The organism is Streptomyces sp. NPDC050658 (assembly GCF_044457025.1).
In the GTDB taxonomy this organism is placed as follows: Bacteria; Actinomycetota; Actinomycetes; order Streptomycetales; family Streptomycetaceae; genus Streptomyces.
On sequence record NZ_JBITGM010000003.1, the window covers coordinates 484,731 to 509,296 of the forward strand.

22 protein-coding genes are annotated in these 24,566 nt (G+C 70.3%); 10 read left to right on the top strand and 12 right to left on the bottom strand.

Annotated elements, in window-relative coordinates; translation table 11 throughout:
- Positions 1 to 72: 72 nt before the first annotated feature.
- Positions 73 to 1,566: an alpha/beta fold hydrolase gene (locus ACIBKX_RS13800; protein WP_363275810.1), complete on the top strand. Its 1,494-nt coding sequence runs from the start codon at positions 73 to 75 to the stop codon at positions 1,564 to 1,566.
- Between the two features lie 165 nt (positions 1,567 to 1,731).
- Positions 1,732 to 2,676: an NAD(P)-binding domain-containing protein gene (locus tag ACIBKX_RS13805; RefSeq protein WP_363275809.1), complete on the top strand. Its 945-nt coding sequence runs from the start codon at positions 1,732 to 1,734 to the stop codon at positions 2,674 to 2,676.
- Here ACIBKX_RS13805 and ACIBKX_RS13810 read toward each other — a convergent pair.
- A complete protein-coding gene (locus ACIBKX_RS13810; RefSeq protein ID WP_363275808.1) occupies positions 2,657 to 3,853 on the bottom strand; it encodes an MFS transporter in 1,197 nt (398 codons plus the stop codon). The genes ACIBKX_RS13805 and ACIBKX_RS13810 overlap by 20 nt on opposite strands.
- Here ACIBKX_RS13810 and ACIBKX_RS13815 point away from each other — a divergent pair.
- On the top strand, positions 3,852 to 3,977 hold the full coding sequence (locus tag ACIBKX_RS13815; protein WP_363275807.1) for a hypothetical protein: 126 nt from the start codon (positions 3,852 to 3,854) through the stop codon (positions 3,975 to 3,977). The genes ACIBKX_RS13810 and ACIBKX_RS13815 overlap by 2 nt on opposite strands.
- A 49-nt stretch (positions 3,978 to 4,026) precedes the next feature.
- Positions 4,027 to 4,203: a hypothetical protein gene (locus ACIBKX_RS13820; RefSeq protein ID WP_363275806.1), complete on the top strand. Its 177-nt coding sequence runs from the start codon at positions 4,027 to 4,029 to the stop codon at positions 4,201 to 4,203.
- Between the two features lie 73 nt (positions 4,204 to 4,276).
- Here the strand turns inward: ACIBKX_RS13820 and ACIBKX_RS13825 are convergent, their stop codons facing one another.
- From ACIBKX_RS13825 to ACIBKX_RS13865, 9 genes are all read right to left on the bottom strand, one after another.
- Entirely contained in the window at positions 4,277 to 5,686 is a 1,410-nt protein-coding gene (locus ACIBKX_RS13825) for a nucleobase:cation symporter-2 family protein (RefSeq protein ID WP_363275805.1), read from the bottom strand.
- A gap of 138 nt (positions 5,687 to 5,824) precedes the next feature.
- Positions 5,825 to 7,183, bottom strand: a complete 1,359-nt coding sequence (locus tag ACIBKX_RS13830; protein ID WP_363275832.1) for a nucleobase:cation symporter-2 family protein — start codon at positions 7,181 to 7,183, stop codon at positions 5,825 to 5,827.
- Between the two features lie 385 nt (positions 7,184 to 7,568).
- The gene (locus ACIBKX_RS13835; protein WP_363275804.1) at positions 7,569 to 8,969 is read right to left on the bottom strand and encodes an 8-oxoguanine deaminase; all 1,401 of its coding nucleotides are present in this window, start codon (positions 8,967 to 8,969) and stop codon (positions 7,569 to 7,571) included.
- Between the two features lie 45 nt (positions 8,970 to 9,014).
- Positions 9,015 to 10,427 carry a nucleobase:cation symporter-2 family protein gene (locus ACIBKX_RS13840; protein WP_363275803.1) on the bottom strand — a complete coding sequence of 471 codons (1,413 nt, stop codon included), beginning with the start codon at positions 10,425 to 10,427 and terminating at the stop codon, positions 9,015 to 9,017.
- 67 nt (positions 10,428 to 10,494) lie between these two features.
- On the bottom strand, positions 10,495 to 11,427 hold the full coding sequence (gene pucL / locus ACIBKX_RS13845) for a factor-independent urate hydroxylase (RefSeq protein WP_363275802.1): 933 nt from the start codon (positions 11,425 to 11,427) through the stop codon (positions 10,495 to 10,497).
- Positions 11,428 to 11,432: 5 nt separating this feature from the next.
- Positions 11,433 to 11,822, bottom strand: a complete 390-nt coding sequence (uraH, locus tag ACIBKX_RS13850; protein ID WP_363275801.1) for a hydroxyisourate hydrolase — start codon at positions 11,820 to 11,822, stop codon at positions 11,433 to 11,435.
- 13 nt (positions 11,823 to 11,835) lie between these two features.
- Positions 11,836 to 12,339, bottom strand: a complete 504-nt coding sequence (gene uraD, locus ACIBKX_RS13855) for a 2-oxo-4-hydroxy-4-carboxy-5-ureidoimidazoline decarboxylase (RefSeq protein WP_363275800.1) — start codon at positions 12,337 to 12,339, stop codon at positions 11,836 to 11,838.
- A 179-nt stretch (positions 12,340 to 12,518) separates the two neighbouring features.
- On the bottom strand, positions 12,519 to 12,887 hold the full coding sequence (locus ACIBKX_RS13860) for a helix-turn-helix domain-containing protein (protein ID WP_363275799.1): 369 nt from the start codon (positions 12,885 to 12,887) through the stop codon (positions 12,519 to 12,521).
- Positions 12,884 to 13,144 carry a hypothetical protein gene (locus ACIBKX_RS13865; RefSeq protein WP_363275798.1) on the bottom strand — a complete coding sequence of 87 codons (261 nt, stop codon included), beginning with the start codon at positions 13,142 to 13,144 and terminating at the stop codon, positions 12,884 to 12,886. The genes ACIBKX_RS13860 and ACIBKX_RS13865 overlap by 4 nt, the downstream gene beginning before the upstream one ends.
- Positions 13,145 to 13,269: 125 nt before the next feature.
- On the opposite strand from ACIBKX_RS13865, the gene ACIBKX_RS13870 reads away from it, so the two are divergent.
- The 3 genes from ACIBKX_RS13870 to ACIBKX_RS13880 all read left to right on the top strand — a co-directional run bounded on the left by ACIBKX_RS13870 (position 13,270) and on the right by ACIBKX_RS13880 (position 16,717).
- Entirely contained in the window at positions 13,270 to 14,097 is an 828-nt protein-coding gene (locus ACIBKX_RS13870; RefSeq protein WP_363275797.1) for a TIM barrel protein, read from the top strand.
- Between the two features lie 56 nt (positions 14,098 to 14,153).
- Positions 14,154 to 15,044, top strand: coding sequence for a 2-hydroxy-3-oxopropionate reductase (locus tag ACIBKX_RS13875; RefSeq protein WP_363275796.1), 891 nt, complete (start codon positions 14,154 to 14,156; stop codon positions 15,042 to 15,044).
- A gap of 215 nt (positions 15,045 to 15,259) precedes the next feature.
- Entirely contained in the window at positions 15,260 to 16,717 is a 1,458-nt protein-coding gene (locus tag ACIBKX_RS13880) for a catalase (protein WP_363275795.1), read from the top strand.
- A gap of 494 nt (positions 16,718 to 17,211) precedes the next feature.
- Here the strand turns inward: ACIBKX_RS13880 and ACIBKX_RS13885 are convergent, their stop codons facing one another.
- Positions 17,212 to 17,790, bottom strand: a complete 579-nt coding sequence (locus ACIBKX_RS13885) for a YdeI/OmpD-associated family protein (RefSeq protein ID WP_363275794.1) — start codon at positions 17,788 to 17,790, stop codon at positions 17,212 to 17,214.
- Between the two features lie 81 nt (positions 17,791 to 17,871).
- Positions 17,872 to 19,659, bottom strand: coding sequence for a glyoxylate carboligase (gene gcl / locus ACIBKX_RS13890; RefSeq protein WP_363275793.1), 1,788 nt, complete (start codon positions 19,657 to 19,659; stop codon positions 17,872 to 17,874).
- Between the two features lie 242 nt (positions 19,660 to 19,901).
- Between gcl and ACIBKX_RS13895 the strand changes: the two genes are divergently transcribed.
- The 3 genes from ACIBKX_RS13895 to ACIBKX_RS13905 are packed head-to-tail and all read left to right on the top strand — an operon-like array spanning position 19,902 to position 24,483.
- Positions 19,902 to 22,133 (top strand): protein kinase, encoded by a 2,232-nt coding sequence (locus ACIBKX_RS13895; protein WP_363275792.1) that lies wholly within the window; start codon positions 19,902 to 19,904, stop codon positions 22,131 to 22,133.
- Complete coding sequence (locus ACIBKX_RS13900) at positions 22,130 to 23,173, top strand: serine/threonine-protein kinase (RefSeq protein ID WP_363275791.1); 1,044 nt, start codon at positions 22,130 to 22,132, stop codon at positions 23,171 to 23,173. Before ACIBKX_RS13895 ends, ACIBKX_RS13900 begins: the two co-directional genes overlap by 4 nt.
- Positions 23,107 to 24,483: a PQQ-binding-like beta-propeller repeat protein gene (locus ACIBKX_RS13905; protein ID WP_399375754.1), complete on the top strand. Its 1,377-nt coding sequence runs from the start codon at positions 23,107 to 23,109 to the stop codon at positions 24,481 to 24,483. Before ACIBKX_RS13900 ends, ACIBKX_RS13905 begins: the two co-directional genes overlap by 67 nt.
- Positions 24,484 to 24,566 lie beyond the last annotated feature (83 nt).

A 24,566-nucleotide genomic window follows, 5' to 3' on the forward strand; every position in this document is an offset into this window, starting at 1 on the left:
TGTAATTCCCCCGGTTCCGCTCATCAGTGGGCAGGATGTGGCCGCCGGGACGCGCGGGCGACGATCTACGGCATGACGAAGACCAAGCGCCACGCCTCCCTCTTGCTCGTCGCGTCCGCCGCCGTCCTCGGCGGCCTCACCGCCCCGGTCGCTGCCAACGCGGCACCCTCAACTCCCTTGTCCGGAGCGTCCCTCGACTGGAAGAAGTGCGAGGGCGCCGGGCTCGACCCGCGTCAGGAGTGCGCCACGGTCGAGGTCCCCATGGACTACGGCGACCCCGACGGCAAGAAGATCGGCGTCGCCGTCTCCCGCATCCCCGCCGAGAAGCCCTCCGCCCGCAGGGGCGCGCTGCTCCTGGCGCCCGGCGGGCCCGGCGAATCCGGCCTCGCCAACCCCTCCGGGAAGGGGCAGACGCTCCCCCGGCAGCTCCGTGAGCAGTACGACCTGATCGGCATCGACCCGCGCGGCATGGGCCGGTCGACGCCGATCAGCTGCGACTTCGACCTCGCCGACCTCGGGGCGTCGAAGCAGCGGCCGTGGCCCGCCGCCGACGGATCGGTCACGGAGAACATGGCGGACGCGCGCCGCATGTCCGAGGCCTGCGCCCGCAACGGCGGCGAGCTGCTGCGGCACATCAGCACCCGGAACAACGCGCGTGACCTCGACCGGGTCCGGGCCGCGCTCGGCGAGCGGAAGCTGTCCGTGTGGGCGGTCTCGTACGGGACGTACGCCACCGCCGTCTACCGCGAGCTGTTCCCGCACCGCACCGACCGGGTCGTCCTCGACAGCGTCGACAACCCCGACCCGGCGATGGTCGGCCGCGGCTGGCTCGCCGCGCACGAGCAGGGCGTGGACGACACATTCCCCGAGTTCGCCAAGTGGGCGTCGGATCCCGGCAGTTCGGTGCGGCTCGCCAAGACTCCGGGCGAGGTACGTGCCCTCGTGCTGCGGCTTGCCGCGCGGTTGGACCGCGAGCCGATCCCGTGGCCCGGCGCGAATCCCGCGGAGCTGAGCGGTGACGTCCTGCGGCAGTCGGTGCTCACGGCCATGTACGACACCGACCGCTTCGCCGGGCTGGCGCGGCTGATCCGTGACGCCCAGGAAGGCAAGGCGCCGCCCGCGCCGCAGGCTCCGCCGGCGGAGATGCTGCAGAACGCCGTGGCCGTCGGCGCCGGGACGCTCTGCAACGACATCGAGTGGCCGAAGTCTCCCGCCGTGTACGCGAAGGGGGTCGCCGAGAGCCGGGTCAAGTACCCGCTGATGAAGGGCATGCCGCGCAACGCGATGCTGTGCGCCGCGTGGCCGTACCGCGCGCAGGAGCCGCCGGTGCGCATCACGGACGACGGCCCGTCCGATGTCCTCCTCGTCCAGAACGAGCGTGACCCCGCAACCCCGCTGGCCGGCGCCCTGAAGATGCGGGCGGCGCTCGGCGAGCGGGCGACGCTGGTGACGGTCGACGCGACGGGGCACGACGCGTACCTGAAGAACGGCAACGCGTGCGGCGACGAGGTGGTCACCCGGTATCTGGCGACGGGGCAGCTGCCGGAGCGCGACGCGCGCTGCTAGGCCTCCCGGAGAGGCATCGGACCGACCTCCCGAGGAGGCATCGGACGTACGCACCAGACGGTAACCACCCACTAAAAAGTAGGTACTTGTAGCTGGTCGCGAACCGTTCGAAGGTGGGTGGGCGCGCACCGATTCGCCCGCCCGCCCCCTCGTACTGGAGCCGTCTTGACCACCGCAGCCACGCCCTCGTCCCCCGAGCCCGCCTCCGCCCAAGCCCCCGCTCCCGCTCCCGCCCGCGTCACCGTCATCGGCCTCGGCGAGATGGGCGCCGCCCTCGCCGGCGCCCTGCTCGACGCCGGGCATCACGTCACCGTGTGGAACCGCACCGCGGCCAAGGCCGACGCCCTCGTGGCGCGCGGGGCGGTGCGGGCCGGTTCGGTGGAAGAGGCCGTCCTGGCAAGCCCGTTGACCCTCGTCTGTCTCCTCGACTACGCGTCCTCGCAGACACTCCTCGAACCCGTGGCGGCAGCCCTGCGCGGCCGGACCCTCGTACAGCTCAGCAACGGCACCCCCGAGCAGGCGCGGCAGACCGAGGCCTGGGCGAACGGGGTCGGCGCGGACTATCTGGACGGCGGGATCATGGCCATCCCCGCGACCGTCGCGACCCCCGAGGCCTTCCTGCTCTACAGCGGCCAGGAGCGGCACTTCGCCGCGCACCGCACGACGCTGGAGGCGATGGGCGCGGCCAAGTACCTGGGCGGCGACGCGGGGATCGCCTCGCTCTACGATCTGGCGCTGCTCAGCGCGATGGACATGATGTTCGGCGGCTTCTTCCACTCGGTGGCGATGGCGACGTCCCACAAGGAGGGCGACGCGGCCGGGTTCACCGAGCTGCTTGTGCCGTGGCTGACGAACATGGCGCGGGTGCTGCCCGCGTTCGCCGCCGACATCGACGCCGACCGGGAGCCGGGGGCCGTGCCGGTGCTGCGGCAGGGGCTCGACGTCATCCTCACCGGAGCCCGCAACATGGCGCAGGCGGCGCGGGACGCGGGCGTGAGCGCCGACTACTTCGAGCGGTCGGTGACGGATCTGGAGCAGCAGACGGCCGAGGGCGGCACGGTCTTCACGGGTCCCGAGGCGGTACGTCGCCTCAGGGCCGGGGCGGCCTGAGGCGCGAGGCCGAGACCGTCGCCGCCGCGAGGAGCGCGGCGATCCCGCCGAGCGCCATGACCAGCCGGGTGGACGCCGAGTCCACGACGATGCCGCCAGCCAGCGCGCCCAGCGACATCGTGGCCTGGAACGAGGACGTGAACAGCACGGATGCTGCCTCGGGGGCCTGTGGCGCGGCGCCGACGAACCACGTCTGGGAGCAGACCGGCACGGCTCCGTAGGCGAGGCCCCAGAGCAGGAGCAGGGCGAGCGCGGCGTACTGGTTCGCGCCGATGACCGGAAGCAGCAGTGTCGCCCCGGCGAGCAGCGTGGCCGCTGCCGCGAAGGTCCGCCGGGGCTCGCGCCGCGCCCACGCCCCGGCGAGGAAGTTGCCGGCGATGCCCGCGACGCCGTACGCGAGAAGGAAGGCGGTGATCAGTCCGGGGCCCGCGTCGGTCACGTCCGCGAGGAACGGTGTGACGTAGGTGTACGTCCCGAAGTGCGCCGTGACGATCAGGAAGGTCGCGGCGAGGCCGACGCGGACGCGGGCCGTCCCGAGCAGCTCGCGCAGGACGGTGAGCCGGGTGGCGCGCTGCGGGGGCAGCGGCGGCAGGGTCCGCAGGAGGGCGGCGAGGACGAGGAGTGTCAGCACGCCCATGGCGGTGAACGCGGCACGCCAGCCCGCGAGTTGGCCGAGGAATGTACCGGCGGGGACGCCGAGCACCGAGCCGAGCGGGACGGCGGAGAAGATGACGGCGGTCGCCCGGCCCGCCTGCGCCTGGGGCACGAGCCGGTCGGCGAGTCCCGAGCCGATGGACCAGAAGGCGCCGATGACGAGGCCGACGAGGACACGGGAGACCATCATCAGCCAGTACGCGGGTGCCCATGCGGCGAGGAAGTCCGCGAGGGCGAGCACGACCATGAGCAGGCAGAGCATGCGCCGCCGGTCGACGCCCCGCGCGCCGACCGTGACGACCGGCGCGGCGACGGCGGCGAGCAGCCCCGGAAGGGTCATCATCAGCCCGGCCGTCCCGTCCGACGCGGCGAAGGTGTCGCCGATGGGGGTGAGCAGGCCGATGGGCAGGATCTCGGTGGTGACGATGGAGAAGATCCCCGCCGTGACGGCGAGGACGGCCGGCCAGCCGCCGCGGTTCGCCGTGCGGGCAGGGAGCTGCAAGGAATCAAGGGGTGCGGGCATGCTCCGAGTCCAGCAGGGCACCCCTCCTCCGGTCTGGCACGAATGCGACGTCCACGTCGTGGTGCGGGCCGGGGGCCCGCGCCACCCGGCCGCGCGTCTCGACGTGCGGCGCGACGGCCGCTGATGAAGAGTCGAGGCGAGAACCCCGTCCACCCCACTCGAAGGAGAACAGCATGCTTCGGCGCATCTCGATCGCTCTGGCCGGTCTGATGGCGGTCGGTTTCCTCGCCGCCTCCCCGGCGGCCGCCCACGGCAGCGACGTACACGGCTGCGTGGACAACAAGACGCATGTCGAGGCCGGCAGTGTCGTGGTGCACGACGAGGGTTCCACCTGCTGGCAGGTGGGCTGACCCGGACGGCCGCGGTCGACGACGAGGGGGCCTCCCCGGCCGGAGAGGCCCCCTCGTCGTCGGCGTGCACGGCTCAGTGCGTCACGGCGGCCTCGGGTTCCGCGGCGGCCGGAGCGTCCTTGGCCCCCAGGTGGTTGAAGACCAGGTTCAGCGCCACCGCGAGCAGGCAGCCCGTGGAGATGCCCGAGCCGAGGACGATCTGGGCCCAGTCGGGGAACGCGGCGTAGAAGCCGTCGGAGAGGGCGGGGGCGAGGCCCGCGCCCAGGGTGACCACGACGATCAGTGCGTTGTCGCCCCGGTGCAGGTCGGCCTGGAGGAGGGTCTGGATGCCGCTCACGGCGATCGAGCCGAAGAGGAAGAGGCTGACGGCGGCGAGGACCGGCATGGGGACGACCGAGATCAGGGCGGCGGCAGCGGGGCTGAGGCCGATCAGGACCAGGATCGCGCCGCTGAGTGCCACGACGAAGCGGCTGCGCACCTTGGAGATGACGACGAGGCCGATGTTCTGTGCGAACGCGCTGGCGTGGAAGGCGTTGAAGAGCGGGCTGAGGGCGGAGCCGAGCGCGTCGGCGCGCAGGCCGCGGGCGATGGTCTTCTCGTCGACTTCCTTGTCGACGATCTTGCCGAGGGCGATCATGTCGGCGGTCGACTCGGTGAGGATGACCAGCATCACGACGCACATGGAGATGATCGCGGGGAGGTTGAACTCCGGGGCGCCGAAGTGCATTGGGGAGGGGATGCCGACCAGTGCCGCGTCGTCCAGCTTGGAGAAGTCGGCGAGGCCCAGGGGGATCGCGAGCAACGTACCGAAGATCATCGCGAAGAGCATGCTGATCTGCTTGAGGAAGCCGCGCGTGAAGCGCTGGAGCAGCAGCATGACGAGGATCGTCGCGCCCGCGAGGCCGATGCTGCGCGGCTCGGGGGTGCCCGTCGGCGAGTCGTCGACGATCCAGTCGTAGGCGACGGGGATGAGGGAGACGCCGATCAGGGTGATGACCGAGCCCGTGACGACCGGCGGGAAGAATCGGACCAGGCGTGAGAAGTACGAGCTGACCAGGAAGCCGAAGACGCTCGACACGATGATCGCGCCGAAGACGACCGGCATGCCCGCCTCGACGCCGCCCTGCGTCGCGATGATCGTCAGCATGACGCCGACGCCGGCGAACGAGACGCCGTTGACGAAGGGGAGCTTCGAGCCGATGAAGTTGCCGATGCCGAGCGTCTGGAGCAGCGTCGCGATGCCCGCCATCAGCAGGCTTCCGCCCATGAGTACGGCCGTGTCCCCCGGCGACATCTTCGCGGCGACGGCCACGACGAGCGGGACCGAGACCGCGCCGGCGTACATGGAGGCGACGTGCTGGAGGCTCGCGACGAGCATCCGGCCGGGCGGCAGGATCTCGTCGACGGGATGGACCCCGGCCGCGGGGTCGGCCACGGTGTCGGCCGCGGCCGCCTTGTCGGCGGGGGGAAGGTGAGAACTCATGGGTGGCGCTTCTTCCGTGTGCGTGACGCCGGAAGTCGGCCCCGTCTCGTGGGAGTTCACGAGGCACGAGACGGAGCCGACCCTTAACTCCGACTGGAAAGTAACTTCCGCGATGCGGGCGGCGTCACGCACGTTACGTCAGTGGCCCCCTGCTGCGGAAGACCCTTCGTGCACCCGCTGTTCAGCTATTTCTCCCCCGGCCTCCATCGGAGCCGTCACGTCGTCGTCCTCCTTGCGGCCCCCGATGTGGTTGAAGACCAGGTTGAGGAGCACGGCGGCGACACAGCCCGTGGAGATGCCCGAGTCGAGGATGATCTTCGCGGTCTCCGGGAAGGCGTGGTAGAACTCCGGCGCCGCGATCGGAATCAGGCCGACGGCCAGCGAGACGGCCACGATCAGGACGTTGTTGTCGCGCTCCAGGTTCGCCTTGACCAGCGTCTGGATGCCGCTCGCCGCGACCGAGCCGAAGAGCACGACGCCGGCGCCGCCGAGCACCGGGCGCGGTACGACGGCGATGAGCGAGGCGGCCATCGGGCACAGGCCCATCAGGACCAGGAAGCCGCCGCCCGCGGCGACGACGTACCGGCTGCGGATCTTGGTCATCGCGACCAGGCCGATGTTCTGCGCGAACGCGCTGCACATGAAGCCGTTGAAGAGCGGGCTGATCGCCGAGCCGAGGGTGTCGGCGCGCAGACCCGCCGCGATGGTCTTCTCGTCCGCCGGACGGTCCACGATCTCGCCGAGCGCCAGCATGTCGGCGGTCGACTCCGTCATCGAGACGACCATCACGACACACAGGGAGACGATCGCCGCCGCCGCGAACTGCGGGGCACCGAAGTGGAACGGCGTCGGGAAGCCGACGATGTCCGCCTCACCGACCGGGCTGAAGTCCGTGACGCCGAACGGGATCGCGACGAGCGTGCCGACGACCAGACCGAGCAGGACCGCGATCTGCTTGACGAAACCGGTCGTGAAGCGGCGCAGCAGCAGCACGATCACCAGGGTGATGCCCGCCAGGCCGAGGTTCTTCATCGAGCCGTAGTCGTCGGCGCCAGGCACCGGACCCTGCGCCCAGCCGAAGGCGACCGGCATCAGCGAGATGCCGATGAGGGTGATGACGGTGCCGGTGACGACCGGCGGGAAGAAGCGGACCATCTTCGAGAAGAACGGGGCGGCGATGAAGCCGAGGAGACCCGCGACGATCACCGCGCCGAAGATGATCGGCAGCGCGTCGTCCTTGTCCTTGGTCGAGTCGACGACCGCGAGCATGGGCGCGACACCGGCGAACGTGACGCCGTTGACGAACGGCAGCCGGGCGCCGATCTTCCAGATGCCGAGCGTCTGCAGGAAGGTGGCGAGGCCCGCCGTGAAGAGACAGGCACCGGTCAGGAAGGTGAGTTCCTTCGCGGAGAGGCCGATCGCCGCGCCGACGATCAGCGGCGGGGCGACGACACCCGCGTACATGGCGGCCACGTGCTGAAGGCCGGTGGTCGCCATCTTGAGCGGGGGGAGCTTCTCGTCGACGGGATGAACGGCCGCTATGTGGCTCTCACCGTCGGTTTCGGATGGTTCTGGGGTCGTGCCTTGCTTGGTGAACCTGGGCTGAGTGGCCACTGTGGCTCCTCCGGTTGTTTTCCGGTGCCGGCGGGGCTGCCGGCACTTTTCGCTTCAGGGAGGTGGTGCGTGGTGCAAGGACTTGCTCGGTATGAAGTTGTGGGTGGTGCTGAGAGGTACCGGCGTGGCCGGTGGTAGTGCGCCCAGGTAGTACTGACCGCCCCGGGAACGCGAAGCTTTGGGCCGCGTTCCGGGGCGGCACTTGAGCAGCCCGCTCGGCTGCTCAAGTCCGGTCAGGGGCCGTCCCCCCGGACCGGAGTTCCAGGTGTCAGCTCCCGGCGGAGATCCGCGCGAGGCGCTGCGCCTCGTCCCGCGTGGAGCGGGCGATGGCGTCCTCGTCGACGTGCAGCAGACGGCCGTTCTCGACGACCGGCTTGCCGTTGACGAGGGAGAGCGTGACCGGGGCCGCCGCGCCGAAGACGATGGCGGTCACCGGGTCGGCGATCGAGGAGTGCCCGATGCCGTCGATCTTCCAGAGGACCAGGTCGGCGAGCTTGCCCGCCTCCAGGGAGCCGATCTGCGTGGCGCGGCCCAGGACCTGGGCGCCGCCGTAGGTGCCAAGACGCAGCGCCTGACGCGCGTTCAGGGCGGCCTCGCGGTGCGCGCCGAGGCGGTTGATCAGGAGCGCGTTGCGCAGTTCGGTGTGCAGCTCGCCGGACTCGTTGGAGGCGGTGCCGTCGACGCCGAGGCCGACTGGGACGCCCGCCTTCAGCATGTCGGGTACGCGGGCGATGCCGGCCGCCAGGCGGGCGTTGGACGACGGGCAGTGCGCCACACCCGTGCCCGTGCGGGCGAACGCGGCGATGTCGGAGTCGTTCATGTGGACGCAGTGCGCCATCCACACGTCCTCGCCGAGCCAGCCCGTCGACTCGAAGTAGTCGGTGGGGCCCATGCCGAAGAGCTCGTGGCAGAACTTCTCCTCCTCGACCGTCTCGCTGCCGTGGGTGTGCAGACGTACCCCGAGGCGGCGCGCCAACTCTGCGCCCTGCTTCATGAGTTCGGTCGACACGGAGAACGGCGAGCAGGGGGCCACGGCCACCTGCGTCATCGCGTCGAAGGAGGCGTCGTGGTGCTTCTTGACGGTCTCCTCGGTGGCGGCGAGCGCGCCCTCGAGGGTCTCGACGGCGAAGTCCGGCGGCAGGCCGCCGTCCTTGACGCTGCGGTCCATGGAGCCGCGGGCGAGGGTGAAGCGGACGCCCATCTCGGAGGCGGCGCGGATGATCGAGCCCGACAGGTCGCCGGAGCCCTTCGGGAAGACGTAGTGGTGGTCCATCGCGGTGGTGACACCACCGCGGGCCATCATCCCGAGGGAGCCCTGGGCTGCGGCGTACGTCATCTGCTCGTCGATGCGCGCCCAGGTCGGGTAGAGCGCCACCAGCCAGTTGAAGAGGTTGTGGTCGGTGGCCAGACCACGGGTGATCCACTGGTAGAAGTGGTGGTGCGTGTTGACCAGACCGGGGGTCACCAGGTGACCGGTCGCGTCGACACGGCGTACGACGTTCTCCAGGCCCTCGGGGGCCTTCCCGGCGCCGATCGACTCGATCTTGTTGCCCGCGACGACGACGTACCCCGAGGCGTACTCGGTGTCACTGGCGTCGACCGTCGCGATCGCGGCGTTCTCGATGACGATGCGCTCTACGGCGCCGTCGGGGGTTGCCGATGCTGCCATGGTGCTTCCTTTGTGGGTGTGTGGCGAGGTGGGCACGGCATGACCCTAGGAAGATTTGAGTGCCGCGGCGTCGGAGCCACGGGTGCCGAGATGGTGGAAGAACAGATTGAGCGAGACCGCGACGAGCGCGCCCGCGCTGATGCCGGAGCCGAGCACGGTCTGCGCCCAGGCGGGGAATTCGGCGTAGAAGGTGGGCGCGGCGAGCGGGATGATGCCCGCTCCGAGCGACACGGCCACCAGGATGATGTTGGAGCTGTCGTCCAGGCCCGCCTCGGAGAGCGTGCGGATGCCGCTGACGGCGATGGAGCCGAAGAGGACGATGCCGGCGCCGCCGAGTACCGGCATGGGGACCACGTTGACGACCGCGCCGAGCACCGGGAAGGCGCCGAGCACGATGAGCGCGCCACCGGCGACGGCCACGACATAGCGGCTGCGGACGCGGGTCAGCGAGACCACGCCGACGTTCTGCGCGAAGGCCGAGGTGGGGAAGCCGCCGAAGACGGGGCCGACCAGGGTCGCGATGCCGTCGGTGCGCAGGCCGCGGGTGATGGTCTTTCCGTCGGTCTTGCGGTCGCAGATCTCACCGAGGGCGAGCATGCCGGCCGCCGACTCGGTCATCAGGACCAGCATCACGATGCAGAGCGAGAGGATCGCGGCGGGCTGGAAGGTGGGCGCGCCCGCGGCGAACGGGGTGGGCAGCGCGGCGAGCGGCGCGGACTGCACGGAGCTGAAGTCGGCCATCCCGAACGGGATCGCGGCGAGCGTTCCGATGAACATGCCTGCCAGCAGGGCGACTTGCTTGAGGAATCCGCGGCCGAAACGCTGGAAGAGCAGGATCACGACGAGCGTGAAGGCGGCGAGCGCCAGGTACTTCATGTCGCCGAACGTCGGGTCGGTGTCGTCGCCGCCCTGCGCCCACTTCACGGGCACGGGCATCAGCGTGACGCCGATGAGTGTGATGACGACGCCGGTGACCAGTGGCGGGAAGAAGCGGAGCAGCTTTCCGAAGAACGGTCCGATGACCAGGCAGAAGACGCCCGCGACCATCACCGCGCCGTAGATGGCCGGGAGTTGGTCGCCTTTGGCGTTGGTCTCGGCGATCGCGAGGATGGGCGCGATGCCCGCCGAGGACGCGGCGTTGACGAAGGGGAGCCGGTTGCCGACGAATCCCTTGACGCCTAGCGTCTGCAGGATGGTGGCGAGACCGGCGATCAGCAGGCCTGCCGCGATGAGCCGCGTCTGGGCCACGGTGTCCAGACCACAGGCCTGACCGATGATGAGCGGGGGAGTGACGACGCCCGCGTACATGGCGGCGATGTGCTGGAGCGCGGCGGGGACGAGCCGCGAGGGGTGGAGCTTCTCGTCCACCGGATGGCAGGCGGCGGTTGACTCGCCGTCGGCTATGTCCGATGGGGTGGAACATGGACCGTCTGCCGGCCCTTTTGCAGGCTGTGCCATTGCTGCTGTTCCCTCCGGTGTGGCGCGCCCCCGCCCACTGCGGTGAGGTGGGGGCGCGCGTCCCGCGTCAGAGGTTGGTCATGTCGACCGGGATCTTCGGCTCGACGCCGTCCCGCAGGATCGTGGCCTCGATCAGGCCGTAGGGACGGTCGGCGGCCCAGTAGACCGCTCCGTCCTTTGCCTCGTTGTCGAGGCCGAAGGACGAGAGGTCCTGACGGAAGTGGTGCTTGTTGGGCGCGGAGAAGCGGATCTCGTCGATCTCGCTGCGGTTGTTGATGACCCGCGAACCCATCTGGTACAGCGTCTGCTGGAGCGAGAGCGAGTAGGTCTCCACGAAGGCGTGCAGGATGTGCTTCTTCGCCTGCTCGTAGGACCGCTCCCAACTCGGCATGCGCTGCTCGTCGTTGGTCCAGTTGTGCCGCCACCACGTCGAGAGGGACGTGGCCAGGATGCGGTCGTAGTCCTCCTGGAGCGTCGTGTACTTGTCCTTGATGAAGCCCCAGAACTCGGAGTTCGTGGAGTTCATCACGGTCAGGTCCTTCAGACCCGAGAGGACCTCGAAGTTCTCGCCGTCGTACGTGATCTGGGCGAGCCGCGTCTCCTGGCCCTTGCGGACGAAGGAGTGGTTGACCTCGTCGGCGCCGATGAACTTGGCGTTGCTGTCGGAGCCGCCGATGCGCTCCCAGCTGTACTCCTCGATCCGGATCCGCGCACGGTGGATCGAGGGCTGGCTGTCCACGAAGTGCCGGGCGAGGTGGATGCCGTACTGCTCGGCGGACTCGATGCCGTATTCCTTGGCGAACGCGAAGCAGGTGTTCTTCGTCGTGTCCGTCGGAAGGCAGTTGGCGTTCGAGCCGTTGTAGTGGACGTCGTCCAGGTCGCCGGAGAGGGCGACGGAGACGTTCAGGTCCTTGATGTGGTGGGTGTCGCCGTCCCGCGTGATCTTGACGACGCGGTTCTCTGCTTTGCCGTACTGGTTCTGGCCGAGAATCGTGGGCATGTCTGCTAGCTCCCTCGGTAAACGGAGTAGCCGAACGGGTTGAGCAGCAGCGGTACGTGGTAGTGCTCGCCCGGCGTGACGGCGAACGTGATCGCCACCTCCGGGAAGAACGCACCGCTGTCCCTTACGCGGGGGGCGTCCTGCTGCGCCTCGGCTTGCTTCTTGTCGAAGTACTGCTCGACCTCGAAGTCGAGTCGTACGTGTGTCGTGCCTTCCGGCAGGGCCGGCAGGTCCTTGCAGCGCCCGTCCGCGTCGGTCGCGGAGCCGCCGAGCGTCACCCATTCCGCGTTGCGGCCGCTGCGGGCCGTGAGCGTGATGGCTACGCCCTCTGCGGGGCGTCCGACGCTGGTGTCCAGGATGTGCGTGGACACCGAGGCGGTGGTTTCCGTGCTCATGCGTTCTCTTCCTCTAATCCTCGACGAGGCGGGTCAGCCGGATGCGGTTGATCTTGCCGAGTTCGGTGCGCACGATCTCGCGCTCCTGCTCGGCGCTGTTGCCGATCCGGGTCTTGACCGCATCCCGCATCTGCTCACCGGTCGCCCCGGTGGCGCAGATCAGAAAGACATGTCCGAACTTCTCCTGGTAGGCCAGGTTCAGTTCGAGCATCTCGGCCTTGAGCTCCTCGGACGCTCCCGCCATGCCCCGCTGCTCGCGGGACGAGGTGGGGTCGCCGGGCTTCGGGCGGCCGATCGGCGGGTGCCCCGCCATCGCCTCGGCCAGGTCCTTCTCCGTCAGCTCCGCCATGGCGGCGTCGCTGGCGGCGAAGAGGGCTTCGACGGTGGCGAAGGGGCGCTGGGAGAGCAGGGTGCTTCCCCAGGCCGAAGAGGCACAGACCTCATGGAGGGCGGCGGTGGCCGCGCTCTCCGTCAAGGCGTTGAACCGGGTGAGACCCGGTGTCGTACTCGAAGTCACGGGGAGCCTCCGTGGCCTTGTGCTGGACGGGCTGCGGATAGCTAACGCCAGCTGAAACACCACGTCAACACTTTGTTGAAAACTTCGCGTTACAGAAAACCGCCGTCCGGATATCGGACGGCGGCCTCGTCAGTGGCTCCGACGGCGCGGTGACCTGGGGTTCCTGGAACCTCTGGGGCTCAGGTCGAGCGGTTCAAGTAGTTGTAGACGGTGAAGCGACTTACGCCGAGTGCGCCGGCGACCGTCTCCACCCCGTGTCGTACGGCGAAGGCGCCACGCGCCTCGAGTATCCGCACGACCTCCTGCTTGGCCTTGCGGTCCAGCTCCGACAGCGGCATGCCGCGCTTGCGCTCCAGGGCGAGCAGGATGTGGTCCAGCGAGTCCGCGAGCTGCGGAAGGCGTACGGCGATCACGTCCTGGCCCTCCCAGGCGAGGACGACGTCATCGGTGCCCGCCTGCTCGGGCGGCATCATCTCGCCGCCCATGGCGTCCACGAGCGGCTTGACCGCGGCCACGAAGGGGTCGTGGTCGTCCGTGGGTCCGGTCATTCGACGGCCTCCCCCGACTCTCCGAGCACGTTCACCTGGAGCGAGACGCGGGTGGCGCCCGCCGCCAGGGCCTTGCGCAGCAGCGCGTCGACGGCCGTCAGGACCTGATCGGCGCCTCCCTCGGCGGTATTGCCGAAGGGGCCGACGTCCACGGCCTCCAGATCGGCGCCCTGGATGACCTCGCGGGCCACCACCGCGTGGGGCGGGGCCTCGTCCAGGTCGAACGGTTCGGTCGTGAACTCCACTCGCAATCGCACCCGGCCAACCTACTGCCGGGCAGGGATTTTCCGGGAGCCCCCTCTTGACAAGGGCGGATCCCCGACGGCAATCTTCCATCAGACAGAAATTAACTTCCGCAATACGGAAGGAGCGCGGAAGCCCCATGGGATACTCCGACCAGCGCTTCAATGTGAACCTGTCGATCCTCTTCACGGAACTCCCGCTCCTGGAGCGCCCCGCGGCCGCCGCCGCGGCGGGCTTCACGGCGGTCGAGCTGTGGTGGCCCTGGGTCGACGCCCCCACCCCCGAGCAGTCCGAGCTCGACGCCCTGCGGGCGGCGATCAACGACGCCGGTGTCCAGCTGGTGGGCCTGAACTTCTACGCCGGGCAGCTGCCCGGCCCCGACCGGGGCGCGCTGTCGATCCCGGGCGAGGAGAGCGAGAAGTTCCGTGCGAACCTCTCGGTGGCCGCGGACTTCGCCGAGTCGCTCGGCTGCAAGGCGCTGAACGCGCTGTACGGCAACCGGGTGGAAGGCGTGGACCCCGCCGTCCAGGACGAACTCGCCCTGGAGAACCTGGCGCTGGCCGCGCGTGAGGCCGACCGCGTCGGTGCGATCCTGCTGATCGAGGCGCTGAACAAGCCCGAGTCGCCGCTGTGCCCGATCGTCAGCGCGCCGGCGGCCATCGCCGTGGTGGACAAGGTGAACGCCCTGACGGGGCTGGGGAACGCGAAGTTCCTGATGGACCTGTACCACCTGTCCATGAACGGCGAGGACCTGCCCGCCGTGATCGAGCAGTACGTCGCCCAGACGGGGCACGTGCAGATCGCGGACAACCCCGGCCGCGGCGCCCCGGGTACGGGTTCGCTCCCGCTGGAGGAGCTGCTCGACCAGCTTCGCAAGGCCGGTTACGACGGCTATGTCGGGCTGGAGTACAAGGCCGGCGACCGTCCCAGCTCCGAGGCCTTCGGCTGGCTGCCCGCCGCGGGCTAGTCACCCGGTACCCAGCACCCCGATTCGTCAGTAAAGCTTTTAGAAAGGCTCACACCATGAGCAACCTTCCCAAGATCGCGTGGATCGGCCTCGGCATCATGGGCTCCCCCATGTCCGAGAACCTGATCAAGGCTGGTTACTCGGTCACCGGCTTCACCCTTGAGCAGGACAAGCTGGACCGCCTCGCCGCGGCCGGCGGCACCGCCGCCGCGTCCATCGCCGAGGCCGTCAAGGACGCCGACGTCGTGGTCACGATGGTGCCCGCGTCGCCGCAGGTCGAGGCCATCGCGTATGGTCCTGACGGCATCCTGGAGAACGCCAAGTCCGGTGCGCTGATCGTCGACATGTCGTCGATCACCCCGCAGACCTCCGTGGACCTGGCCAAGGCCGCCAAGGACAAGGGCATCCGCGTCCTGGACGCCCCGGTCTCCGGTGGCGAGGCCGGTGCCATCGAGGCCGTACTGTCGATCATGGTCGGCGGTGAGCAGGCCGACTTCGACGAGGCCAAGCCGCTTCTCGACGCCCTCGGCAAGACCATCGTGCTGTGCGGTCCGCACGGCTCGGGCCAGACCGTGAAGGCCGCCAACCAGCTGATCGTCGCCGTGAACATCCAGGCGTGCGCCGAGGCCGTGGTCTTCCTGGAGAAGTCGGGCGTGGACCTGACCGCCGCGCTCGACGTCCTGAACGGGGGGCTTGCGGGCTCGACCGTCCTGACCCGCAAGAAGGACAACTTCCTGAACCGGGACTTCAAGCCCGGCTTCCGGATCGACCTGCACCACAAGGACATGGGCATCGTCACCGACGCCGCCCGCAATGTCGGTGCCGCGCTGCCCGTCGGCGCCGTGGTGGCCCAGCTGGTCGCGTCCCTGCGCGCCCAGGGCGACGGCGGCCTCGACCACTCCGCCCTGCTGCGTGCCGTCGAGCGCCTCTCGGGCGCGCAGCTCTAAGAAGCCCCACCTCTCCGGAGATCCGGGGCTCCCACAAAGCTTCCGGGCCGTGGCGGCGCTGACACCTGTCCTGTCGCGCCCAGGCGTCGCCGCGGCCCGGAACCATAACCTCAACTTCAACAAACTGTTGACGTAGCTGTTCAGGCGTACTTACGCTCGCGTCACCTCAGCAGTTGTCACCTCAGCAGTTCCCGTACGGAAGGCCCTCCCGACACATGTCGAAGCGCGTGCTTACGACCGAGTCCGGCGCTCCTGTCGCCGACAACCAGAACTCCGCCACCGCCGGCGTCGGTGGCCCGATTCTCCTGCAGGACCAGCACCTGCTCGAGAAGCTCGCCCGCTTCAACCGGGAGCGCATCCCGGAGCGCGTGGTGCACGCCCGCGGTTCCGGCGCGTACGGCTACTTCGAGGTGACCGACGACGTCACCGCGTACACCTCGGCCGACTTCCTGAACACCGTCGGCAAGCGCACCGAGACGTTCCTGCGCTTCTCCACCGTGGCCGACAACCTCGGTGGCGCGGACGCGGTCCGTGACCCGCGCGGCTTCGCGCTGAAGTTCTACACCGAAGAGGGCAACTACGACCTCGTCGGCAACAACACCCCGGTGTTCTTCATCAAGGACCCGATCAAGTTCCCCGACTTCATCCACTCCCAGAAGCGCGACCCCTTCACGGGCAAGCAGGAGGCGGACAACGTCTGGGACTTCTGGGCGCACGCCCCCGAGGCGACGCACCAGATCACCTGGCTCATGGGCGACCGCGGCATCCCCGCCTCGTACCGCCACATGAACGGCTACGGCTCGCACACCTACCAGTGGACGAACGCCCAGGGCGAGGCCTTCTTCGTCAAGTACCACTTCAAGACGAACCAGGGCATCCGCAGCCTCTCCGCCGAGCAGGGCGCCGAGCTCGCGGGCAAGGACCCGAACTCGCACCAGACGGACCTCCTCCAGGCCATCGAGCGCGGTGTGAACCCGTCCTGGACGCTGCACGTGCAGATCATGCCGGCGGCCGAGGCGGCCGAGTACCGCTTCAACCCGTTCGACCTCACCAAGGTGTGGCCGCACAAGGACTACCCGCTGCAGCGCGTGGGCCGTCTGGTCCTGGACCGCAACCCCGACAACGTCTTCGCCGAGGTCGAGCAGGCCGCCTTCTCCCCGAACAACTTCGTTCCGGGTATCGGCCCCTCCCCCGACAAGATGCTCCAGGGCCGCCTGTTCGCCTACGCGGACGCGCACCGCTACCGCCTGGGCGTCAACCACACCCAGCTCGCGGTGAACGCGCCGAAGGCGACGAAGGCCGACAACTACGGCCGCGACGGTCTGATGGCGTCCAACGCGTACGGCCGTGACCGCAAGAACTACGAGCCCAACTCGTACGACGGTCCCGCCGAGACGGGCCAGGCGCTGTCCGCCCCGCTCGCCGTCAACGGCTACACGGGCACGCACGCCGCCCCGGCCCACACCAAGGACGACGACTTCTTCCAGGCGGGCGAGCTGTACCGCCTGATGTCGGAGGAGGAGAAGTCCCGTCTCGTGGCGAACATCGCCGGTGGCCTCTCGCAGGTCTCCCGCGACGACGTCATCGAGAAGAACCTGGCCCACTTCCACGCCGCCGACGCCGACTACGGCAAGCGCGTGGAGGAGGCGGTCCGCGCGCTCCGCGAGGACTAGTAACTCCCGAGCTGCACCGGGGAATTGACGGGAGGTCAGTTCCCTGGTGCGACGCCCGCACCGTCACGGACCCGGATGAGGGGTGGTCCCGTGGTAAGCGGGCAGTCCGCGGTGGCTCTGCGAGCCAGTGCGGTGGTAAAGGTCAGGCGGCTCCCTTCTCGACCTGAGGGAAGGAGACCCGCCGGTCCATTCGCGGCCACCGCGGACCAATGACTCCGTCCGGCAGCGCGTATGCATGTTCCGCCAGTCGCGCGCGGTCGGACGGCTACAACTCCATAGGCAGAGCGCCGGGTAGGGACGGTCCCCTACCCGGCGCTCTTTTGCGTACGCAGCTTTGGCGGATCGTGGGGTGCGTCTTCTCCTGCGGGTGCGCCGTGGTTTCTCGCGCGGTTCCCCGCGCCCCTAAAGGGGCGCTCGCCTCGGGCCCCCAAAGGGGTGCGGGGAACTGCGCGACTAGCCACGACGCACCCGCAGGCGCTGACGAGACCCCTGCCTCAACGGACCTTCTCGCCCAACCCCAGCTTCGCCACCATCCGTTCAAGCCGCGCAGCCCTCGTCGCCGACGTCTTCGCCGTCATCAGGCGGTGCAGGACCACATAGCGCTCGGACTTGGTGAGGCCGTCGAAGGTCTCGCGGGCCACCCGGCTCGCATCCAACGCCGCCGCCAGATCATCCGGCACCGTCGCCGTCGCCTGCGACTCGTACGCCGCCTCCCAGCGCCCGTCGGCCTTCGCCAAGGACACCTCGGCCAGGCCCGGTTCACGCATCCGGCCCGCGTCGGACAGCTCCGCCACCCGGTCGACGTTCACCTTCGACCACAGGCTCCCGCGCCGGCGGGGCGTGATCTTCTGCAGGTAGTAGACGTCGTCGTACGACTTGCGGTGGCCGGTGATCCAGCCGAAGCACAGTGCCGCGTCGTTGACCTCCGCGGCCGTCGCCGAGGGCACGCCCGAGCCCTTTTTGGCGAGCTTCACCCAGACCCCCAAAGAGCCGTCGTGATGTCCCTCCAGCCAGGCCTCAAGCTCGGCCAGGTCCGTGCAGGTCATGACCTTCAGATCAGCGAGCGATTCCATCCGGACAAGATAGACAACACAAAGGGGCGGTCCACCCCGATCGGGTGGACCGCCCCTGTCGCCGCTCAGCGCGGCGTCACATCAGACCTTCAGCGGACGGATGGCCGTCGGCGCGTGGCCCGGCTCCGTGGCCAGCTCCTCGAACTCCTTGACCGCGCTGATGTCGGCCGTGGGGCTCATCGCGATGTTCGTGATGCGCTCCAGGATCGCCTCGACGACGACCGGGACCCGGTACTCCTGGGCCAGCTTCTTGGCCTGCTCGAAGGCCGCGCCCAGCTCGTTGGGGTCGGTCACGCGGATCGCCTTGCAGCCCAGGCCCTCGGCGACCTTGACGTGGTCGACGCCGTAGACGCCAAGCTCGGGGCTGTTCTGGTTCTCGAACTCCAGGTTGACCTGGAAGTTGATGTCCAGGCCGATCTGGGCCTGGCGGATCAGGCCCAGGTAGGCGTTGTTGACCAGGACGTGGACGTACGGGATGCGGTGCTGCGCACCGACCGCCAGCTCCTCGATCATGAACTGGAAGTCGTAGTCACCGGAGAGCGCGACGACCTGGGTGTCCGGGTCGGCCTTGGAGACGCCGAGCGCGGCCGGGATCGTCCAGCCGAGCGGGCCCGCCTGGCCGCAGTTGATCCAGTGCCGCGGCTTGTAGACGTGCAGCATCTGGGCGCCGGCGATCTGCGAGAGACCGATGGTGGTGACGTAGCGCGTGTCCTTGCCGAACGCCTTGTTCATCTCCTCGTAGACGCGCTGCGGCTTCATGGGGATGTCGTCGAAGTGCGTACGGCGCTGGAGGGTCTCCTTGCGCTCCAGGTGGGAGGCGACCCACGCCGAGCGGTCCGGGAGCTTGCCCGCGGCCTTCAGCTCCTTGGCCACCTCGACGAACAGCTCCAGGGCGGCCTTCGCGTCCGACGCGATGCCGTAGTCCGGCGCGAAGATCTTGCCGATCTGGGTCGGCTCGATGTCGACGTGCACGAACTTGCGGTCCTTGGTGTACACGTCCAGCGCGTAGCCGGTGTGACGGTTGGCCCAGCGGTTGCCGATGCCGAGGACGAAGTCCGACTCCAGGAACGTGGCGTTGCCGTAGCGGTGGCCGGTCTGCTGGCCGACCATGCCTGCGTTCAGGTCGTGGTCGTCCGGAATCGTGCCCCAGCCCATCAGGGTGGGAACGACGGGGGTGTCGGTGATCTCGGCGAACTCGACGAGCAGGTCGCTCGCGTCCGCGTTGATGATGCCGCCACCGGCGACGATCAGCGGGCGCTCGGACTCCAGGAGGAAGCCGATCGCCTTCTCGATCTGCGCACGGGTCGCGGACGGCTTGTAGACCGGCAGCGGCTCGTACGTGTCGGGGTCGAACTCGATCTCCGTCTGCTGGACGTCGATGGGCAGGTCGATCAGGACCGGGCCCGGACGGCCGGAGCGCATCAGGTGGAAGGCCTGCTGGAAGATGCCGGGAACCTGCGCGGCCTCCAAGACCGTGACGGCCATCTTCGTGACCGGCTTGGCGATCGTGGCGATGTCGACCGCCTGGAAGTCCTCCTTGTGCAGGAGGTGCGTCGGCGCCTGGCCCGTGATGCAGAGGATCGGGATGGAGTCGCCGGTCGCCGAGTACAGGCCGGTGATCATGTCGGTGCCGGCCGGGCCGGACGTACCGATGCAGACGCCGATGTTGCCCGGGTTGGCACGGGTGTAACCCTCGGCCATGTGCGAGGCACCCTCGACGTGGCGGGCGAGCGTGTGGTCGATGCCACCGCCCTCCTTGAGCGCCTTGTAGAAGGGGTTGATCGCGGCGCCGGGCACGCCGAACGCGTTGCTGACGCCCTCGCGCTTGAGGATTTCGACTGCCGCGCGGACAGCGGTCATACGAGCCATGGGGTTCTCCTGCTTCGACAGCTTCGGCAGCTTGCGGCTGCCGGATTCGGCCGGCGGATTGGATTCGGCTCCCGTCGCGCCCCGCGGTGAGCTTCATTTTCCGCAATGTGGAAACGATGTTCTGCTATATGGAAGCAATGTAGGGGGGTTCGGCGGAGACCGTCAAGAGACGTCCGGGAACCGGGCCGCCCGAGGCCGCGTCACAGTCGGTGGATTCGGGCCACTCCATCGGGGGGTTGAGCGTGGCCGCATCACCGGAACGCTTTGGCTGCTGGACGACCGGACCGCTCCTGGGGCAGGGCGCCATGGGCAGAGTCCATGTCGCGCACGACGGGGCGGGACGCACGGTCGCCCTCAAGGTCGTGCACCGCTTTCTCGCCGGGGACGAGGAGTTCCGGGCCCGCTTCGCCCGCGAGACCGCCGCGCTCGGCGCGGTCCGCGGCCCCTGGACGGCGGCGCTCGTCGACGCCGACCCCGCGGCGGCGCTCCCCTGGCTCGCCACCGAGTACGTTCCGGGGCCCACCCTCGCCGCACGGGTACGGGACGACGGCCCGCTCCCGGTGGCAGAGTTACGCGCCCTCGCCGGGGCCCTCGCGGGCGCGCTCAGCAGCATCCACCGGGCCGGGCTCGTGCACCGTGACCTGAAACCGTCGAACGTGCTGCTGTCCCCCGCCGGACCCCGCGTCATCGACTTCGGCATCGCGCGGGCGGCCGACGGCACCGGGCTCACCGCGAGCGGCGCCGCGCCCGGCACGGCGGGGTACGCGGCCCCGGAACACCTCACCCAGGGGGTCTCCACGCCCGCCGCCGACGTCTTCTCGCTCGGCGCGGTGCTCGCCTTCGCCGCGACCGGGCGCGCCCCGTTCGGCGGTGGCGCCGCCGACGCCGTCGGGTACCGCACGGTGCACGCCGAGCCGGATCTCGTCGGCGTACCGGAAGAGCTGTTGCCGCTGATCACCGCCTGCCTCGCCAAGAACCCGGCGGCCCGGCCCGCGCCGCGCACGGTGGCCCGGATGGCGGGGCTTCCGCTGCCGGGCAGCAGGCGGCGGGCGTTCACCGTGGCGGGGACGCTGCTCGCCGTGGCGGGGCTGATCACCGGGCTGCTGCTCGTGCCGGGCGGGGAGGGCGGCACAGCGGACGCCACGGGCTCGTCCGGCGGCGGGCTGCCCGAGGGCGACGAGGTCCCTCAGCGGCCGGGCAAGGTGACCGAGCGGCTCGGGGCGCGCGAGATGCGGGACCTCGGCGACCCCGCCAGCCCGCTGGGGAACGTACCCATGGAAGGCGACTGGTCCGAGGAGTGGGCGCGGCGTCCCAAGGAGCCGGCCGCCGGAGAGGGCAGCAACAGGCCGAAGGACCGGCAGCAGCTGATCGGCGTCTGGCTCACGGACCAGGCGCTGATCCGTGCCAACGAGGACGCCGTACGCGCCTTCGATCCGGCCACCGGCGACGTGCTGTGGACCGCGAAGCCGCCGAAGCCGGGGCTCAAGCCCTGCGCGATGGCGCGGACGGCCGACGAGGAGGGGCGGCGGGGTGCGGTCGTGTTCGGCCCCGATCCCGACTTCAAGAGGGGCTGCGACCAGCTGGCCGTGCTCGACCTGGGCAGCGGCCGGACCACATGGACGAAGTCGCTGACGGTGCGGAATCCGCCGGCGCCCAGGGCCTGGACCCGGGTCGGGATCGCGGGCGGGAACGTGGTGGTCCTGACCGCCGCCGACGAGGCGGCGTACGCGGTCGACGACGGTGAGCGGCGGTGGCGGCGGCCCTACTTCGCCGGGGGCTGTGTGCTGCAGACCGGCCTGGTGGGCCGGGAGACCGTCGTCGAGTCGGCCACGTGCGGCGAGGGCAAGGAGCGCCGCGAGCGGGTACGGGAGATCGACGCGAGGGACGGTTCGGTGCGCTGGGTCACCGAGCTGCCCAAGGACGTGACCGGGATAACGCCGGCCACGGCGGAGCCGGTGTCGGCGATGCTCTTCGTCGAGGACTCCAAGGATCTGCCGCTGCAGACCTTCGACGCCGAGGGCCGGCCGGGGAAGCCGCTCTCCGACAAGCAGCCCTTCGGGACCGTCACGACCAGCGGTTTCGGTTCCGCGTACGACGGGCCGAAGGGCTGGCGCGATCTCGTCGTCACCGAGTACTACAACAAGCGGGGGTTCGGGGTGCTCGCCGTGGACGCGGCCACCGGCAAGGTGCGCTGGCGCCATCCGTACGCCGACACGACCAGCTCCATGGTGCTCGGCGCGGACGACCGGGGGGTGCTCGTGGCCGAGGGGGACGACGGGTACGGCCGCACGGTGCGGCTCAAACGGCTCGATCTCGACGACGGGGACGTGTCGTCCGGGGGCGCCATCGGGGACACCCGCGACTTCGGCAGCGGGGCGACGGTCTTCGTCCGTGACGGGCGGGCCGTCGTCTTCAGCATCCTCGACGAGGACGAGGGTCCGATCGTGCTCGGCAATCCGGGCGGGGCGCCATGACCGGGTCCGCGGCCGACGGCCCGCGGGGCGGCGGGCGTCGGGGCGGCGGGCGTCAGGGCGGCGGGAGTTGGGTGGGCGGGCGTTGGGTCGGCGGCTATCAGCTGACGCGGCGGCTCGGGTCGGGCGGCATGGGCGAGGTGTATCTGGGGCGGGACCGCGAGGGACGGCAGGCCGCCGTCAAGCTGGTGCACGCCGAGCTGGCCGACGACCCCGAGTTCCGGGCCCGCTTCCGGCAGGAAGTCGCCGCCGCCGAGCGGGTGTTGAGCTTCTTCACGGTGCCGGTGGTGGGCGCCGACCCGGAGGGCGATCCGCCGTGGCTCGCCACGAGTTACGTTCCCGGGCCCTCGCTCGCGGCGGCCGTGGCGCAGGGCGGGCCGCTGCCGTACGACCGGCTCTGCTCGCTTGCCGCCGCGCTCGGCGAGGCGCTCGTCGTCGTCCATGGCGCGGGCATCGTGCACCGCGACCTCAAGCCGTCCAACGTGCTGCTCGCGGACGACGGCCCGCGCGTCATCGACTTCGGCATCGCCCGCGCCGCCGACGCCACCGCGCTGACCGGTACGGGGATGATGATCGGCACGTTCGGTTACGCGTCGCCCGAGCAGCTCACCGGCTCCGCCGAGGTGTTGGAGGCGTCCGACGTCTTCTCGCTCGGCGCGGTGCTGCTGTTCGCGGCGACCGGACGGCATCCGTTCGGGGAGGGTCCCGGCGCCACGATCGCGTACCGGACCGTGCACGAGGAGGCCGACACGGCCGGGGTCACCGGGCCCCTCCTCACCCTCGTACAGGCGTGTCTGGCGAAGGATCCGGCGGACCGGCCCACGCCCCGCGAGGTGATCGCGGCGGCGCGCGCGGCGCAGTCGGCCGCCGTCCCGCAGGACGCCCCTGCCGAGCCGACCTCCTACCGCCTGGCCCCGCCGCCGCCACGCCCCGCTCCCCCGCCGCCCGTCGCCCTGCCGCGGCGTCGCCGCCCCTGGTGGCCCGCGGCCGTGGCGGCCGTCCCGTGCTCGCCGCGCTCGCGGCGGTCCTCGTGCCGCGGCTGATCGGTGACGGAGGCCGCCAACCCCAGGGCAAGCGGCCCAGCGACGGCACGTCGAGCAGTTCGCCGCCCGCCGCATCGTCCGCCCCGCCGAACCAGAGCGCACGCACCGCGCCCTCCGGCCCCGGCAGCGACGTACGCACGGCGGCGCGGGCGGAAGGCGCCCGCGAGAAGAAGTGGACGGCCGACGTGCCGGGCGGCGACGACGAGCGTTTCCTGCTCGGCGGCTGGCTGCACGGCGGAACCGCCGTACGCGTCGACCGGCTCGGCGCGCGCGGCTACGACGCCGCGACCGGCGACGAGCTGTGGACCGTCAAACCTCCCAAGGGGCTGCGGACCTGCGCGGCGTCGACCGGCCCGAGCGCGACGTCCGGCGGCATCGGCGCGCTCACCTTCGGCAAGGACCCGGACCGGCAGCGCGGCTGCACACGGGTCGGCGCCGTCGACACCGGCAGCGGGAAGCTCCTGTGGCACAAGGACATCGGCGAGTCGAACGGCGCCGGGATCACGCTGGGCATGACCGGCAAGGCGCTCGTCGCGTCGGGCGAGCGCGGGACCGTCGCCCTGGACCGCACCACCGGCGAGGAGCTGTGGCACTACACCGACGGGGTCGACAACTGCGCGCCCTTCATCAGGACCGTCGGGCCGCGCACGGTCGTGCTGCTCCAGACCTGCTTCCACGCGGACGCCGGCGCCGCGAGCGCCAACACGGTGCGGGAGCTGGACGCCGGCACCGGAAAGGTGCGCTGGACGTACGCGCTGCCCGGCAATGTCACCGAGCCACGCGTGCTCACCACGGAGCCGGTCGCCGTGTCGCTGGGCCGGGGCGGCGACGGCAGCAAGGACGCGCTGCTCGTCCTCGACCTGAAGGGGCGCGCGCACCACGAGATCCCGGTGAAGGGTCCGTACGGCGAACTCGATCTGGTCCGCAGCGAGGAGCGCGGCAGGATGCTCTCCGAGGGCGACGTGGTGATCGCCCAGACGAAGGGGTTCGGCGGGGAGCAGGCCGAACTCGTCGCGATCGACACGGACTCCGGCGAGGTCCGCTTCCACCGGCCGCTGCCGTTCGGCAGCATGGACCTGCTGTCGCTGGGCGACGGCAAGGTGACCGGCATGGCGGACTACACGTACCCCGACGAACCCGTCCGGATCGTCCGCTTCGACCTGGCCGAAGGGGCGACGGACGGGGACGGCACCCTGCCGTACGTGGCGTCCGTGGACGGCATCGGGAACGTGGCCGTGGCGAGCGGCCGCCAGGTGGTCGTCTTCGCGTCCAGCTCCAAGTCGCCGATCGGGGCAGTGGGTTTCGGCTGATGTCACGTCAACTTACTGTGTGACGCCGCCTGTTGATGGACGATGGAGTCTCATCCGGAAGCGGCGGTCGTTGGGGGCGCGGG

Excerpts from the sequence above, each read along its gene's own strand:
- ACIBKX_RS13815 (WP_363275807.1), top strand. The coding sequence starts at position 3,852 with ATGCTCCGAGTCCAGCAGGGCACCCCTCCTCCGGTCTGGCACGAATGC.
- ACIBKX_RS13835 (WP_363275804.1), bottom strand. The coding sequence starts at position 8,969 with ATGGCAGCATCGGCAACCCCCGACGGCGCCGTAGAGCGCATCGTCATC.
- uraH (WP_363275801.1), bottom strand. The coding sequence starts at position 11,822 with ATGAGCACGGAAACCACCGCCTCGGTGTCCACGCACATCCTGGACACC.
- ACIBKX_RS13825 (WP_363275805.1), bottom strand. The coding sequence starts at position 5,686 with ATGAGTTCTCACCTTCCCCCCGCCGACAAGGCGGCCGCGGCCGACACC.
- ACIBKX_RS13810 (WP_363275808.1), bottom strand. The coding sequence starts at position 3,853 with ATGCCCGCACCCCTTGATTCCTTGCAGCTCCCTGCCCGCACGGCGAAC.
- ACIBKX_RS13860 (WP_363275799.1), bottom strand. The coding sequence starts at position 12,887 with ATGACCGGACCCACGGACGACCACGACCCCTTCGTGGCCGCGGTCAAG.
- gcl (WP_363275793.1), bottom strand. The coding sequence starts at position 19,659 with ATGGCTCGTATGACCGCTGTCCGCGCGGCAGTCGAAATCCTCAAGCGC.
- ACIBKX_RS13875 (WP_363275796.1), top strand. The coding sequence starts at position 14,154 with ATGAGCAACCTTCCCAAGATCGCGTGGATCGGCCTCGGCATCATGGGC.
- ACIBKX_RS13820 (WP_363275806.1), top strand. The coding sequence starts at position 4,027 with ATGCTTCGGCGCATCTCGATCGCTCTGGCCGGTCTGATGGCGGTCGGT.
- ACIBKX_RS13885 (WP_363275794.1), bottom strand. The coding sequence starts at position 17,790 with ATGGAATCGCTCGCTGATCTGAAGGTCATGACCTGCACGGACCTGGCC.
- ACIBKX_RS13880 (WP_363275795.1), top strand. The coding sequence starts at position 15,260 with ATGTCGAAGCGCGTGCTTACGACCGAGTCCGGCGCTCCTGTCGCCGAC.
- pucL (WP_363275802.1), bottom strand. The coding sequence starts at position 11,427 with ATGCCCACGATTCTCGGCCAGAACCAGTACGGCAAAGCAGAGAACCGC.
- ACIBKX_RS13830 (WP_363275832.1), bottom strand. The coding sequence starts at position 7,183 with ATGGCGACCACCGGCCTTCAGCACGTGGCCGCCATGTACGCGGGTGTC.
- ACIBKX_RS13800 (WP_363275810.1), top strand. The coding sequence starts at position 73 with ATGACGAAGACCAAGCGCCACGCCTCCCTCTTGCTCGTCGCGTCCGCC.
- ACIBKX_RS13870 (WP_363275797.1), top strand. The coding sequence starts at position 13,270 with ATGGGATACTCCGACCAGCGCTTCAATGTGAACCTGTCGATCCTCTTC.
- ACIBKX_RS13840 (WP_363275803.1), bottom strand. The coding sequence starts at position 10,427 with ATGGCACAGCCTGCAAAAGGGCCGGCAGACGGTCCATGTTCCACCCCA.
- ACIBKX_RS13900 (WP_363275791.1), top strand. The coding sequence starts at position 22,130 with ATGACCGGGTCCGCGGCCGACGGCCCGCGGGGCGGCGGGCGTCGGGGC.